The sequence below is a fragment of the Rhizobium sp. NPDC090275 genome, from assembly GCF_044772225.1.
GTDB lineage: Bacteria > Pseudomonadota > Alphaproteobacteria > Rhizobiales > Rhizobiaceae > Rhizobium.
Map to the genome: position 1 here is coordinate 78,626 of NZ_JBIVYL010000014.1, position 13,923 is coordinate 92,548.

Below are 13,923 nucleotides of genomic sequence, written 5' to 3' on the forward strand. Positions count from 1 at the left end.
GGCTTGCCTTATGACACATCCAACACTGCGTGGATTGCCATGCAAGTTTCGAATTGTTCTAAACTGCGTTTTAGAAAAGCTGACAACGTCCGTCAAGTCTGCGCAGCGCGAACGCGAGAAATAAAAGCCGGAGTACCGATGCCCGAAGTCATTTTCAACGGCCCCGCAGGCCGCCTTGAAGGCCGCTACCAGCCCTCCAAGGAAAAGAGCGCGCCGATTGCCCTCATCCTGCACCCGCACCCACAGTTCGGCGGCACGATGAACAACCAGATCGTCTACCAGCTCTTCTACATGTTCCAGAAGCGCGGGTTCACGACATTGCGCTTCAACTTCCGGGGCATCGGCCGCAGCCAGGGCGAATTCGACCACGGCGCTGGCGAACTCTCGGATGCGGCCTCCGCGCTCGACTGGGTACAGAGCCTGCATCCTGATTCGAAGACCTGTTGGGTCGCCGGCTATTCCTTCGGCTCGTGGATCGGCATGCAGCTCTTGATGCGCCGCCCGGAGATCGAAGGCTTCATGTCGATCGCGCCGCAGCCCAACACCTACGACTTCTCCTTCCTCGCCCCCTGCCCGTCGTCTGGCCTGATCATCAACGGCGACGCCGACAAGGTGGCACCGGAGAAGGATGTCAACGGTCTGGTCGAGAAGCTGAAGACCCAGAAGGGCATCCTGATCACCCACCGCACGGTGCCGGGCGCCAACCACTTCTTCAACGGCCAGGTGGAAACGCTGATGGGCGAATGCGAGGACTACCTCGACCGCCGCCTCAACGGCGAACTGGTGCCGGAACCGGCCGCCAAGCGCATCCGCTAAGCCTGGCGCATCTCGGCGGTCAGTTCGAACGTCGGACAGGACATATTGTCAATGATCATCGGCATGCGGCTTCGCATGCCGATTTTCGTGAGCACACGCTGCGACGCCGCATTGTCTGGATGCGTGAATGCGATGAACTGGTCAGCGAATCGCTTGTCGAAAAACCAGTCCGCAAGCCCCTTCCCCAATTCCGTCGCATAGCCCTTGCCCCACTCCTCGTGGCGGAGCGAATAGCCGAGTTCGAATTCGCCGCGATCTCCGCCATAACGGGAAAAGCCGGCGCGGCCGATGAAGCGGCCGTCGTCGAGGCTGGTGACCTTGTATTTGGTGACGCCATCGCGCGCCTGCTCGCCAAAAAAGCTCATGAAGCGCTCCTGCGCCTTGGCAGCGCTCCAGGGTGCGGCACCCGAGAGATAGCGGGTGGTCTCTATGGTCGAATGCAACAATTGCAACAGATGGACGTCGTATTGCCCCCACATGGACAAGACGAGCCGGGGTGTCCGCAGGATAACAGTATCGTTCATGGCTTCCTCGCAATCACGCCACCGGTCACAGCCGCCGAAACGCCCGTCGTGCCGGGAAAGGTCAGCGGCAGTCCGCTGACGGAGCGCACCGCCAGATAAGCCCAGGCCTCCGCCTCCATGGCGCCGCCGTCGAAGCCGGCCATCTCCGCCGAGACGACCCGGGCACCCTTTGCTGCAGCCAAGTCAGCGAACTCGCCCATGATGACAGGATTGAGCCGCCCGCCGCCGCAGACGACGTATGTCCTAGGCGGTTGCGGCAGGTGATCGGCGAGTTTGACGATCGAGGCGGCGGTGACATGCGCCAGCGTCCTTGCGCCGTCCTCCAGCGACACCTCGCCGTTCTCCGGCGGCAGGAAATCGCCACGGTCGAGCGAGCGCCTGATATTGCCGGAGAAGAACGGGCTCGAAAGATAGCGGTGCGCCAGATCCGGCACCACCGCCCCACGGCTCGCCGTCTCGCCGTTGCGGTCGTAGGCCCAGCCGGTATGCACCTCGACCCATTGGTCGATCAGCATGTTCCCCGGCCCGCTATCGAAAGCCGAAAGCACGCCGTCAGCGCCGACATAGGTGAGGTTCGAAATACCGCCGATATTGACGAAGACAACGGGCGCCGCGAAACCATCGGGCAGGTTGGCCGAAAGGGCTGCGTGATAGACGGGGATCAGCGGCGCGCCCTGCCCGCCATGCACCATATCGTTGGCACGCATGTCGTAGACGACGTCGATGCCGGTCTCCGACGCCAAGAGCGGCCCGTCGCCGATCTGCACGGTGACACCCGCATCCGGCCGGTGCAGCACGGTCTGGCCATGAAAGCCGATGAGGTCGATATCATCAGGATTGAGGTTGTGGCGAGCCAGGAAGGACTTGACCACGGCGGCATGGCAAAGCGTCAGCACGCGTTCGGCGTCAGCAAGGTCACCCGGCCGGTCACCGCGCTCGACCACGGCCTTGGCCGTCTGCAATGCCAGCTTCCAGCGGCTACGCAGATCGTCGTCATAGGGCACGTAGAGGCTCGGGCCACGGCGGATGATGTTTTCGCCGTCGGTCTCAAGCAGCGCCGCGTCGATCCCGTCCATCGAGGTGCCGCTCATCAGGCCGATCGCTGTCAGGATTTTCCCCATTGTCCCTCGATAATCTACAAATAAACGAGCCAATCAACCAAATGGTGACTGTGCGAGAAAACAGTGCTAAACGCGCCGCGTTGCTTCAACAATAGCCAATCCGAAAATCCTGATCCGAAAGCAAAAGGTCATGACCGAGTTCAAATCCGATTTCCTCCGCACGCTGAAAGAGCGTGGCTTCATTCATCAGATCTCCGATGAATCCGGCCTCGACGCCCTGCTCGCCAAGGAAACCGTGACCGCCTATATCGGCTATGACCCGACGGCATCGAGCCTGCATGTCGGCCACCTCACCCAGATCATGATGCTGCACTGGTTCCAGCAGACCGGCCATCGTCCGATCTCGCTGATGGGCGGCGGCACTGGCATGGTCGGCGACCCCTCCTTCAAGGACGAGGCCCGCAAGCTGATGACGGTCGACACGATCGAGGAGAACATCGCCTCGATCAAGAGCTGCTTTGCCAACTACCTCGACTACGGCAAGTCGGGCAATCCGGCGCTGATGATCAACAACGCCGAGTGGCTGCGCTCGCTGAACTACCTCGAATTTCTGCGCGACGTCGGCCGTCATTTCTCGGTCAACCGCATGCTCTCCTTCGACAGCGTCAAGACGCGCCTCGACCGCGAGCACTCGCTGTCCTTCCTCGAATTCAACTACATGATCCTGCAGGCCTACGACTTCGTCGAGCTCGCCAAGCGCTACGATTGCCGGCTGCAGATGGGCGGCTCCGACCAGTGGGGCAACATCATCAACGGCATCGACCTCGGTCACCGCATGGGGACCGATCAGCTCTACGCGCTGACCTCGCCGCTCTTGACCACGTCCTCGGGCGCCAAGATGGGCAAGTCCGCCTCGGGCGCGGTGTGGCTCAACGCCGACCTGCTGCCGGTCTATGACTTCTGGCAGTACTGGCGCAACACCGAGGACGCCGACGTCCCGCGCTTCCTGAAGCTCTTCACGACGCTGCCGATGGACGAGATCGCCCGCCTGTCGGCCATTGCCGGCTCGGAGCTCAACGAGGTCAAGAAGATCCTGGCGACCGAGGTCACCGCGATCCTGCACGGCCGCGCCGCCGCCGAACAGGCGGCCGAAACGGCCCGCAAGACCTTCGAGGAAGGCGCGCTTTCCGACAACCTCCCCTCGATCGACGTGCCCACCGCCGAACTCGACGCCGGCATCGGCTTGCTCGCCCTCATCGTCCGCGCCGGCCTCGCAGCGTCGAACGGCGAAGCCCGCCGCCACGTCCAGGGCGGCGCCGTGCGCATCAACGACCAGGCCGTCAGCGACGAGCGCAAGCTCATCGGCGGCGGTGAAGTGACCGCCGACGGCGTGATCAAGCTGTCGCTCGGCAAGAAGAAACACATCCTGATCCGCCCGGCTGCTTGAGGGCGGGTAGTTTCGGACGTTGACAAAGGCCGGCGCGGAAACGTCGGCCTTTTTTGTTGCGCGGGTGGCGGGAAGGTCCATCGACGTTGCGTTCCTGGCAACGTGCTTAGATCCTCGGGACGAGCCCGAGGATGACGTCGCGGAAGGGGAAATGACGTCGTTTCAATGATTTAGAGACAGGCGCCACTAGCTCCACCGTCATCCTCGGCCTTGTGCCGAGGATCTAACCACAGCTCCACTTGCTCGACGTGAGTGGACACTTGGCGCGCGCTTCCAACGATCGGCGGCAGCTGGACCCGCATCGCAAGCGCCATCACCGTCGCACTCTAGGCCACGTGCTTAGATCCTCGGGACGAGCCCGAGGATGACGTCGAAAGTGAAAAAACCCCGTCGCTTCAATGAGTTAGCGACAGTCACTCCCGACGCCCGCACGCCTCGGCCCCACCTCACTGAAACTCGAAAATATTCCGGAACACCCCGGGCGCGATGATCGACAGCGGGTTGATCGTCAGATTCGGCGCGTCGAGTTTGCCTGTCAGCTTGAAGGTGATTCCGATCAGACCGCGGTCGGTGCCGTTGCCGAGGATGATCCCAATGATCGGCAGTTCGGCGAAGAGGCGGTTCAGGCCGTAGGCAGGCATGAAGGTGCCGTTCATGTCCATGTTGCCGCGAACGTCGCGCAGCGCGCCCTGGAACACCGCGCCGACCTGATCGCCGCGCACCACGCCGTTCTCGATGCTGACGACTCCATCTCTTGAAAAGATGCGCGCGAAGCCGCGCTGGAACCGTTGCGCCGATGTGTCGATGTCGCGCTTGACGGCCGCGTTCAGGCTGCGTTGTTCCTGGCCGACGGGCGTCGAGACGATCGAATGCAGGCGCTGCTCGTTGACGATCGAGAAGCGGCGCACGTCGACCGAGCCGTCCCAGTCGTCGCCGGCGCCGAGCCGGATGGCAAGGTTGAGCAGGCCGCCGCGCATGTGCTGGTAGAGGTCGGCGAAGCGCGAGACGGCGCCGGCGTCGCCGCTGGTGATGTTGATGACACCGCCGCCTTGCGTCCGCGCGACGACCGCTTCGCCGCTCCCGGTGACGCCGGACAGACTGACCGACTGAATGCGGCTGCCTTGGGCCGCATAATTGATCTGCACATTCTGCAGTTTTTCGTCGTTGAAGCCGACGACCGTGTCGAGCTTGCCCTTCAGCGAAATGCTGCTGTCGCTCTTCGACAAACCATCACCCTTGTCGCCGCTGCCCGATTTGATCCGCGCCAGCACCGGACGCACGTCGGCGCTGCTGCCAGAGACCGAAACGTCCATGCCGCCCTTCGAACGACGAAGCGAGATCGCGAAATTGTCGAGCGACGACAGTTTCACGCTGTCGAAATCCGCCTTCTGCAGATTGCCCTTGCTGAGCGACAGGGCGCCGGTAGCACCAAATCCATCGCCCTTCAGCACGAAATTCTTGATCTGCAGATTGTCGTCGGGGCCGGAAATCTCGAAATCGGCGGTGGCGCCGATGCCGCTCCCCTTGGACCAGCCGATCCAGGGCAGATCGAGCCGCGCCTTGCCGAGATCGAGCGAGACGGACTGGCGATCCTTGTCGATACGGTCGAGCTCGACGCTGATCGGGCCATCGATGATATCGGAGAGACCCGGCAGGATCTTCTCGCGCTGATCGTTGCTGAGCGTCGCCGTCACGCTTTGCTGCGGCTGGATGTCGGAGGACTTGTCGGTCGGCTCGACCAGCTTGATGGTCGCCGGAACGCCGTCGATGTCGCCCTTGCCGTCGAGAACCACCTGCTTCGGATCGGCGGTTAGAACGCCGTCGAGATTGGTGATCTTGCGCCCCGATATCGCCTTGGCGACGTCGAGATCCTGCAGCTGCAGCGTCGCCTTCCATTCGACCGGCGGCGGGTTTTGCGAGGCGATCAGCCCGATCCGCGCCTGTACCAAGGCTTTCACATTGCCCTTCAGGTCCTCGGGCACGAAGCCGGCCCGCTGCAGCACCTGGATGGGCTTGAAGGTCAGCAACTCGCCGATCGCGTCGGCCGCACCCGAGATCGGCAGGTTAAGCTCCGCCATCAGCGGCTTCTCATAGGTCGACGGCAGGATGAAGGTGCCCTCGCCAACATCGACGGTGCGCCCCGATGGGAAGAACGACTTGCCGCTCTTGATCGAGATCGTCGCCTTCGGCCCAGCCAGCTGGAAATGCGCGCTGGTGTCGCGGATCGGCGGGATGTCACCGGTGACGTTCATGCGGGTGCCGGCAATGTCGAAGGCGATCTTGATCTGGTTCTCGTCCAGCTTCAGCCCCTTGCCGATAGCCTCTTCCAGCCGGTCGAAGGGAATGAAGACATCGATCGACGCATTGCTGACCACGCCGCCATAGAGATTGCGCTCCACCCACTCGCGCCCCTTCGACGCCATCCAGAACGGCCAGAGCTGCTTCACCGCAGTGGTCTGCAGCTGCTGCGACTGGCCGGAAAAACTGATCTCGGGCGATTTGCCGCCGAAGCGGACATGCAGCGAGCCGTAGAGCGATCCGGCCGGGCTCGACACCGCCATGTTGGGGAATTGCAATTCGCGGGCGCCGACGAAATAGCGGCCGGTTGCCTGGATATCGAAGGCCAGCGGCTGCTCGCCTGATGTAACAGGCGCCGCTGTACCGCCGCTGACGAGCAGATCGATGCCAAAACCCTTTTCGGCGGTCGGGTCGATCTTGTCGAGGTCGATCAGCGCGCCGTTGAAGGGCACGATCGTCGGCCCGAACTGCAGCTGCGAGCGCGCGATCTCAAGCGATTGCTTGGTGAAATCATAGGCGAGATTGACCCGCCCGCCGGTCAGCGGCTGCGCCTCGCCGTCCATGTAGAAATTGCCGGGCTGCAGATTGACGGTAGCGGCAAGCGACGGCTTGGACGTCTCTCCGCCGCGCTCCGCTGAAATGATCGTATCGGCGAGACTGTCGACGCCCTGGCGGATTTCGCCGATCGCATTGCGCTTGAGGGTGAACGGCGCAAGGTCGGCGCCGGCAAGTTCACCCGTCAGCCGCGACGTGCGGCCATCGGTCTTTTCGGTGCCGATATGCAGCGTCGTGACGCGGCCGTTGATCGCGACCTCGCCGTCGAGCTGTAGTGCGCTCTGAGCGTTCCTGGAGAAGACCAGGCTGTTGACGACGATGGAAAGCGGCCCGTTGTCGGTATCCGCAAGCTTGATGTCGAGCCCCTCAAGCTTGATCGACTTGGTGCCGCCGCGATCGACGAAACCGTCGAGAATATCCAGCTGCTCGAAGGCCTTATCCATCGCCGCCGGGATCTGGTCGATCCTGAGATTATCAAGCTTGACCGGATCGCCGGAGGGCAGAAGCGCGGTGTCGAGCGCGATATCCTGCGCTTCCACCTGCGCGATCGCGATGCGTCCCCGGAAAAGCTGCAGCGGATCGAGCGCCATGCGCATGGCGCCTGTGGTCGACATGTGCTGGCCGCTCTTCTCGTCGATCAGGTTGACGTCGCGCGCCTCGAGCGCCAGCCGCATGTTGGAGGTGAAGCGAATGACCGTGGAGCCGACCTCGGCCCGGTAGCGCGGCCCGATCGCCGAATTCAGCGCCGATTGCGCCTGCCGCGACAAGGGCTCGTCGAAAATGCCGCTTTCGACCGTGAAGATGATGGCGGCGATGATGAAGATCAGCACGCCGATGCAGCCGCCGGCAAGCCCCGCGGTCCGGCGCATGCGCGAGCGCGTCGGCGGGCAATGCACGATCAGCGGATCTTCCGTTCGCGCCGAGGGAAGATCGTGCAGCGCGACGATATCTTTCTTGCGGAATCTAACCTTCTCGCCGCGGATCGCCGACATGCGCCTCGCCTGTCTCCCTGTTCTGTGATTGGACCAGACTGGCTGGACGGTGATTTGTCCAATATATATCTGGCAAATCACCTCTTATCCACAAACCCGGCAAAAGAAAGGTTTCCCCATGGCGGAACTCAGCATCGGCTCCAGCGCGCCCGACTTCGATCTCCCGCGCGATGGCGGCGGACGCGTGAAGCTGACGGATTTCCGCGGCAAGGCATTGGTTCTTTTCTTTTATCCGAAGGACGACACATCCGGCTGCACGACCGAATCGATTGCCTTCACCGCCCTTGCCGACGAGTTCGAACAAGCCGGCGCCGCTGTCATCGGCATGTCGCCGGATTCGGCCGCCTGCCATGACCGCTTCATCAAGAAGCACAAGCTCGGCGTGACGCTTGCGGCCGATGAAGAAAAGACTACGCTGGAGGCCTATGGCGTCTGGAAGCAGAAGAGCATGTACGGCCGCACGTATATGGGCGTCGAGCGCACGACATTCCTGATCCGTCCTGACGGTACGATCGCCACGATCTGGCAGAAGGTCAAGGTCGCCGGACACGCCGAAACCGTGCTGACGGCGGTCAAGAATCTCGCCCCTTGAGTGTAGCGAGAGTAAACTCCAAGAATTCGCCCATGCGTTGAATAAGGCCAAATCTAAGGCTTTATTAACCTTAACAGTGTGTAATCGACCCAATTCAGGCAGGTCCGTGAGTTGGGAGAGTCTCCGTGGCGCACACACAGCAGAACGGCGTATTCGGCAAGCAAAAACAGGAACATATCCTGATCCTTGCCAGCGGCGATCGGGTTCGTCACCTGACCGTCAAGCCGTGGATGGCGGCAATCGCGGTCTGCTTCGTCGGCGTTTTCGCCATCGGCTACCTGCTCGCCACCTCCTATCTCGTGCTCCGCGACGACCTGATCGGCGCAACCATGGCGCGCCAGGCGCGCATGCAGCATGACTACGAGGATCGCATCGCGGCACTGCGCGCCCAGGTCGATCGCGTCACCTCCCGCCAGCTGCTCGACCAGCAGGTGGTGGAAGACAAGGTCGACAAGCTGATGGAGCAGCAGCAGGCGCTGACCTCGCGCCGCGGCAAGCTCGGCCAGTTGCTCGACCGCGCAGAAAGTTCCGGCCTCGACGCCAAGACCGAAACGCCCGCCTCCGCCTATGCGCCTGAGACCAAAGGTAAGCGCGCCGAGCTGCCCGCCGCCATGCAGGCGATCGAGCGGCAACTCGCCGGCGACGCAACGCCGGCTGACGTGACGCCAGACAACTCGACGCTCTCCTACGTGCCGGCCCGCGAAACCATGGGCGACCGCGCCGACCGCGTCTTCTCCAAGGTGACGCTCTCCCTCAAGGGGATTGAGCAGCGCCAGCGCGATCGCGTCAGCCAGCTGACGACGGATGCAACGGACGCGTCGGCTGCGATCTCCAACGTGCTGACCCGTTTCCAGATCCGCGTCCCCGCGGAGACGGCGAGCGTCAAGCCGGACGCGGACAGCGCCGTCGGCGGCCCCTATGTCGAGCCCGAGAGCGGCGACGACTTCGACAATTCGCTGGCACAGCTCGACACCGCCCTCACCCGGCTTGAAACCGTGCGCAACACCGCCTCGTCGCTTCCCTTCCAGAACCCCGCCATCGGCAAGGAAATCACCAGTCCCTTCGGCAACCGCCGCGATCCCTTCATCGGCCGGCTGGCACTGCATTCCGGCGTCGATTTCCGCTTCGCACCCGGCGAAAAGGTCCGCCCGACCGCGCCCGGCAAGGTGGTCACGGCCGGCTGGACCGGCGGTTATGGCAACATGGTCGAGATCGACCACGGCAACGGCATCTCCACCCGCTACGGCCACATGTCCGAAATTCTGGTCAAGGTCGGCGACACAGTCGGCCGTGAGGATACGATCGGTCTCGCCGGCAGCACCGGCCGCTCCACGGGCACGCATCTGCATTACGAAGTGCGCCAGAATGGGCGTGCTGTCGACCCGATCTACTTCATCAGCGCCGGCACGAAACTCGCCAGCTATATAAACTGAACGATCCCGCTAACGGTGGTTTTACCTCAACAACCCTGAGACCGCGCCGGTTCCTTGACTTCTCAACCGTTTCAGCCTATGTGGCGCTGCATTGCGGCATGCAATCCCGCCGACTCAAGCCTGAGCCTGGCCGAACCGGAACGGAAACAGTTTTCCCTTTGACGACATTTGCTGATCTTGGCTTGAGCCAAAAAGTGCTTTCCGCTGTCACCGACGCGGGCTACACGGTGCCAACACCTATTCAGGCTGGCGCGATTCCGTTTGCGCTTCAGCGCCGCGACATTTGCGGCATCGCACAGACGGGCACCGGCAAGACCGCCTCCTTCGTTCTGCCGATGCTGTCGCTGCTGGAAAAGGGCCGCGCCCGCGCTCGCATGCCGCGCACGCTAATCCTCGAGCCGACCCGCGAACTCGCCGCCCAGGTGGCTGAGAACTTCGAGAAATACGGCAAGAACCACCGCCTCAATGTCGCGCTTCTGATCGGCGGCGTTTCGTTCGAAGAGCAGGATCGCAAGCTCGAGCGTGGCGCCGATGTCCTCATCTGCACCCCAGGCCGCCTGCTTGACCATTTCGAGCGCGGCAAGCTGCTGATGAGCGGCGTCGAAATCTTCGTCATCGATGAAGCCGACCGCATGCTCGACATGGGCTTCATTCCCGATATCGAACGCATCGCCAAGATGATCCCGTTCACCCGCCAGACGCTGTTCTTCTCGGCCACCATGCCGCCGGAAATCCAGAAGCTGGCCGACCGCTTCCTTCAGAACCCGGAACGCGTCGAAGTCGCCAAGCCCGCTTCCGCATCCAAGACCATCACGCAGCGCTTCGTCGCGGCGCATGGCAAGGATTACGAAAAGCGTTCGACGCTGCGCGACCTCATCCGTGCCCAGGAAGAGCTGAAGAACGCCATCATCTTCTGCAACCGCAAGAAGGACGTCGCCGATCTGTTCCGCTCGCTGGAACGCCACGGCTTCTCCGTCGGCGCGCTGCATGGCGACATGGATCAGCGTTCGCGCACGACCATGCTGCAGAATTTCCGCGACGGCCAGCTCCAGCTTCTGGTGGCTTCCGACGTCGCAGCTCGTGGTCTCGACATCCCCGATGTCAGTCACGTCTTCAATTTCGATGTGCCCATCCACGCGGATGACTACGTGCATCGCATCGGCCGTACCGGCCGCGCAGGCCGTGCAGGCTCTGCTTTTACCATCGTCACCAGCCGCGACCAGAAGTTCACCGACGCGATCGAAAAGCTGATCGGTGAGAAGATCGAATGGCACAATGGCGATCTCTCGTCGTTGCCGCCGGCCGAGCCGAGCCGTGACGACGATCGCTCGCGTCGCAAGGGCGGCCGTGAGCGGGATAAGGACCGTGGCCGCGGCAGAAATCGTTCGGGTCATAAATCTGATATCGCCGCCGAGGATAATGGCGTCGAGACGATCGAAACAGCAGCCGCACCGGTACAAGCCGCACCAGCAAGGGTCGAAAGCGTGAAGCAAGAGCGCAAAGCAGAAAACAACAGGCAGAACAACAACGCGCGCGACCGCCGCCCTTATCCGGCTAACGACGACAATCGTGACCGCCGCCGCTACCGCGACCATGATGACGGCCCGACGCCAGTTGGCTTCGGCGACGACATCCCCGCCTTCATGCTGATCACGGCAAACGCCAAGATCTGATAGCATGGGCAGCCCCGGCATTGATTTTCCGGGTCTCGGCGTAGGATTGGTAATCCTGCGCCACAGAAAGATCCTCCTCTACAAGCGCGTCAAGGCGCCCGAAGCCGGCCACTGGAGCATTGTGGGCGGCAAGGTGGATCATATGGAGCCGGCCGAACAGGCGGCAAAACGCGAGGCCGAGGAAGAAAGCGGCCTTGAAATCGGCCATGTCAGCCTTCTCGGCCAGACCGAGGTGATCAGCGACGCCGACCGCCAGCACTGGATCTCGCTTCTCTATATCGCAGAAGACTATACCGGTGAGCCTGCATTGACCGAGCCCGACAAGCTGTCGGACTTCGGCTGGTTCGCGCGCAACGATCTGCCGCAACCGCTCTCAGCCTTTGCTGCGGCCGCCATCGGCCATCTCGGCCCGGAACAGTTCTAGAATTGCATTTGGAAAGCGCGGCCGGTCACTCCGCCCGCATCGCCGCCTCGTAAGCCAGCCGCACCCATCCCGCCATCAGCTCCGGATCGTCATAGGCGTCGTCGGGGATCGACCAGTACGGCATCTTCACCGGCTTGCCGGTCTTTCCCTCATAGGTCCACTGGCTGGCGCCGGCCTCGGCGAAGGCGGGCGAACTGACGTCATCGGCCTTCAAAAGCATGTCGCCGCGAAACTCAAGCGCGATGATCCGACCGAGGTGATAGATCCCCTTGCCGCCGAACATGCGCTTGATCGTAACGGGACCAAGCCCCTGAAACATCTCTTCGATTTCGGCCGCGTCCATGATCGTGCCCGTCTTACAGAGTGTAGTAATCGCGGTTCATGTAGAACAGCGCCGGCTTCGCCTCGTCGAACCGCACCGCCATGACTTCGCCGAAGATGATGTGATGCGTCGTCATCTCCTTGATCTCCATCACCCGGCAATCGAAGGAGGCGAGCGCGTCCATCAGCACAGGCGCGCCGGTGACCAACTTGTCGAAGCGGCCCGTCGAGAAACGATCGCCGTCTTCCATCTTCGTGCGCCCGGAAAACGCGTCGGCCAGCGCCTGATGATGCGCGCCGAGCGTATTCAGCGCGAAGATGCCGCTGCGGAAGAAGATCTCGTTCTTCGGATTGCTGTTGTTGAGGCAGACCAGCACCGTCGCCGGGCTGTCCGAGACGGAGCAGGCCGCCGTGATCGTCACCCCGCGCCGCTGGTCGCCGACCGCGGTCGTCACCAACTGAACGTGCCCGCCGAAGCGGCTCATCGCGTCCCTGTAAAGGCCGGGATCGATCGGTTGCTTGCTCAACAAAATTTCACTCCACGAACACACGCATTTCGCGCGCATTATGACGGTCATAGGTTATCTTTTCTACAAACCGATGCCGAAAAGCGACCAATCCGCGCGTTTTTCTTTGACGATCCATTCCGGACGGATAAAAGAGCAGGAATAAACGGTTGGGGCGTGCATCTTTCATGACTATCTCGCGTTGCTTAGGTCTTCTGCCGCTGCTGCTTGTCGCAGCCGGGGAATGCCATGCAGCCGGCGTGACGATTGGCGTCGTCGCCCCGCAGACGGGTAGTTTCGCGCCGCTGGGCGCTGAGATCGTCGCCGGCGCCGAGGCGAAGATTCGCCAGGATGGAGACACCATCGTCACCGTCAACGAGCCCTGCGAGGACAATAGCGGCGGCGCCGTTGCCGATGCGCTGATCGCAGCCAAAGTCCAGGTCGCTATCGGCTTCCTCTGCAGCCAGACGCTGGACGGCGCGCTCCCCAAGCTGAAGGACGCCAACATCCCTGCTATCACCGTCTCCGTGCGCTCCCGCATTCTCATGGAAGATGCGCTGAAGAACGGCTGGCCGCTATTTCGCCTTGCGCCCGCCGATGGCGCCGAAGCCGCGAAGATCATCGAGGTTATCCTGCGCGACTGGGCATCGAGCCCCATCGCGCTCGTCGAGGACGGCACGATCCACGGTCGCGAACTCACTGAAGCCGTGCGCAACGCGCTGGAGCAGAACGGCCTGAAGCCTGTCTTCACCGACACATACCGCCCCGGCCAGGAGCAGCAGATTGCACTCGTTCGCCGGCTCAAGAGAGCGGGCGCGACCAAGGTCTTCATCGGCGGCGACCGCAGCGACGTCTCGATTATCGCCCGCGACGCCAAGGCCGAAAAGATCGCGCTCGACCTGATGGGCGGTGACGGAATGCGCGCAGCCGACCAGCCGCTGCCACTCGCCGACGGCGTGCTGGCCGTGACGCTCCCCGATTATACCGCCCGCGCCGATGCATCGCCCGCTGAAGTCGCGCTGCGCGCCGCAGGCGTCGAGCCGGAAGGCTATGTCCTGCCGGCCTATGCCGCGGTCGAGATCGCGATCAAGGCGGTGCAGGCGGCTGCAAGCGATGAGCGACCAGTCGCCCAGCACCTCGGCGGCATGCCCTTCGACACCGTGCTCGGCCAGATCACCTTCGACGCCGGCCACGAGCTGTCGCAAAACCCTTACCAGCTGATGCAATGGCGCTCCGGGGCATTCGTCCCCTTCAACGCGCCGGCGCAATAAAGCCTGCTTG

Annotated in this window: 13 protein-coding genes; 7 read left to right on the forward strand and 6 right to left on the reverse strand. The window is 62.6% G+C overall.

The window, feature by feature from the left end; translation table 11 throughout:
* Window positions 1–138 precede the first annotated feature (138 nt).
* Entirely contained in the window at window positions 139–816 is a 678-nt protein-coding gene (locus ACIQUB_RS27790; RefSeq protein WP_018902229.1) for an alpha/beta hydrolase, read from the forward strand.
* Here ACIQUB_RS27790 and ACIQUB_RS27795 read toward each other — a convergent pair.
* Together ACIQUB_RS27795 and ACIQUB_RS27800 are read right to left on the reverse strand one after the other, a co-directional pair.
* Entirely contained in the window at window positions 813–1,340 is a 528-nt protein-coding gene (locus ACIQUB_RS27795; RefSeq protein ID WP_113236640.1) for a GNAT family N-acetyltransferase, read from the reverse strand. The two genes, ACIQUB_RS27790 and ACIQUB_RS27795, sit on opposite strands and share 4 nt — an antisense overlap.
* Complete coding sequence (locus tag ACIQUB_RS27800) at window positions 1,337–2,461, reverse strand: anhydro-N-acetylmuramic acid kinase (protein ID WP_113236639.1); 1,125 nt, start codon at window positions 2,459–2,461, stop codon at window positions 1,337–1,339. Before ACIQUB_RS27800 ends, ACIQUB_RS27795 begins: the two co-directional genes overlap by 4 nt.
* Before the next feature lie 130 nt (window positions 2,462–2,591).
* On the opposite strand from ACIQUB_RS27800, the gene tyrS reads away from it, so the two are divergent.
* Window positions 2,592–3,848, forward strand: a complete 1,257-nt coding sequence (gene tyrS / locus ACIQUB_RS27805) for a tyrosine--tRNA ligase (RefSeq protein WP_113236638.1) — start codon at window positions 2,592–2,594, stop codon at window positions 3,846–3,848.
* A 446-nt stretch (window positions 3,849–4,294) separates the two neighbouring features.
* On the opposite strand, the gene ACIQUB_RS27810 is transcribed toward tyrS, so the two are convergent.
* Complete coding sequence (locus ACIQUB_RS27810) at window positions 4,295–7,693, reverse strand: DUF3971 domain-containing protein (RefSeq protein WP_113236637.1); 3,399 nt, start codon at window positions 7,691–7,693, stop codon at window positions 4,295–4,297.
* A gap of 118 nt (window positions 7,694–7,811) precedes the next feature.
* Between ACIQUB_RS27810 and ACIQUB_RS27815 the strand changes: the two genes are divergently transcribed.
* From ACIQUB_RS27815 to ACIQUB_RS27830, 4 genes are all read left to right on the forward strand, one after another.
* A complete protein-coding gene (locus tag ACIQUB_RS27815; protein ID WP_113236636.1) occupies window positions 7,812–8,285 on the forward strand; it encodes a peroxiredoxin in 474 nt (157 codons plus the stop codon).
* 125 nt (window positions 8,286–8,410) lie between these two features.
* Window positions 8,411–9,718, forward strand: coding sequence for a peptidoglycan DD-metalloendopeptidase family protein (locus ACIQUB_RS27820; RefSeq protein WP_113236635.1), 1,308 nt, complete (start codon window positions 8,411–8,413; stop codon window positions 9,716–9,718).
* Between the two features lie 158 nt (window positions 9,719–9,876).
* Window positions 9,877–11,391, forward strand: coding sequence for a DEAD/DEAH box helicase (locus ACIQUB_RS27825; RefSeq protein WP_018902221.1), 1,515 nt, complete (start codon window positions 9,877–9,879; stop codon window positions 11,389–11,391).
* Between the two features lie 4 nt (window positions 11,392–11,395).
* A complete protein-coding gene (locus ACIQUB_RS27830) occupies window positions 11,396–11,815 on the forward strand; it encodes an NUDIX domain-containing protein (protein ID WP_113236634.1) in 420 nt (139 codons plus the stop codon).
* 25 nt (window positions 11,816–11,840) lie between these two features.
* Here ACIQUB_RS27830 and ACIQUB_RS27835 read toward each other — a convergent pair whose 3' ends face one another.
* From ACIQUB_RS27835 to ACIQUB_RS27845, 3 genes are read right to left on the reverse strand one after another with little or no spacing between them, the layout of a single operon-like run.
* Window positions 11,841–12,158: a TfoX/Sxy family protein gene (locus tag ACIQUB_RS27835; protein WP_113236633.1), complete on the reverse strand. Its 318-nt coding sequence runs from the start codon at window positions 12,156–12,158 to the stop codon at window positions 11,841–11,843.
* 13 nt (window positions 12,159–12,171) lie between these two features.
* Window positions 12,172–12,666 (reverse strand): flavin reductase, encoded by a 495-nt coding sequence (locus tag ACIQUB_RS27840; protein WP_113236632.1) that lies wholly within the window; start codon window positions 12,664–12,666, stop codon window positions 12,172–12,174.
* Between the two features lie 4 nt (window positions 12,667–12,670).
* A complete protein-coding gene (locus tag ACIQUB_RS27845; protein ID WP_155947887.1) occupies window positions 12,671–12,832 on the reverse strand; it encodes a hypothetical protein in 162 nt (53 codons plus the stop codon).
* On the opposite strand from ACIQUB_RS27845, the gene ACIQUB_RS27850 reads away from it, so the two are divergent.
* Complete coding sequence (locus ACIQUB_RS27850; protein ID WP_402934289.1) at window positions 12,831–13,913, forward strand: branched-chain amino acid ABC transporter substrate-binding protein; 1,083 nt, start codon at window positions 12,831–12,833, stop codon at window positions 13,911–13,913. The two genes, ACIQUB_RS27845 and ACIQUB_RS27850, sit on opposite strands and share 2 nt — an antisense overlap.
* Window positions 13,914–13,923 lie beyond the last annotated feature (10 nt).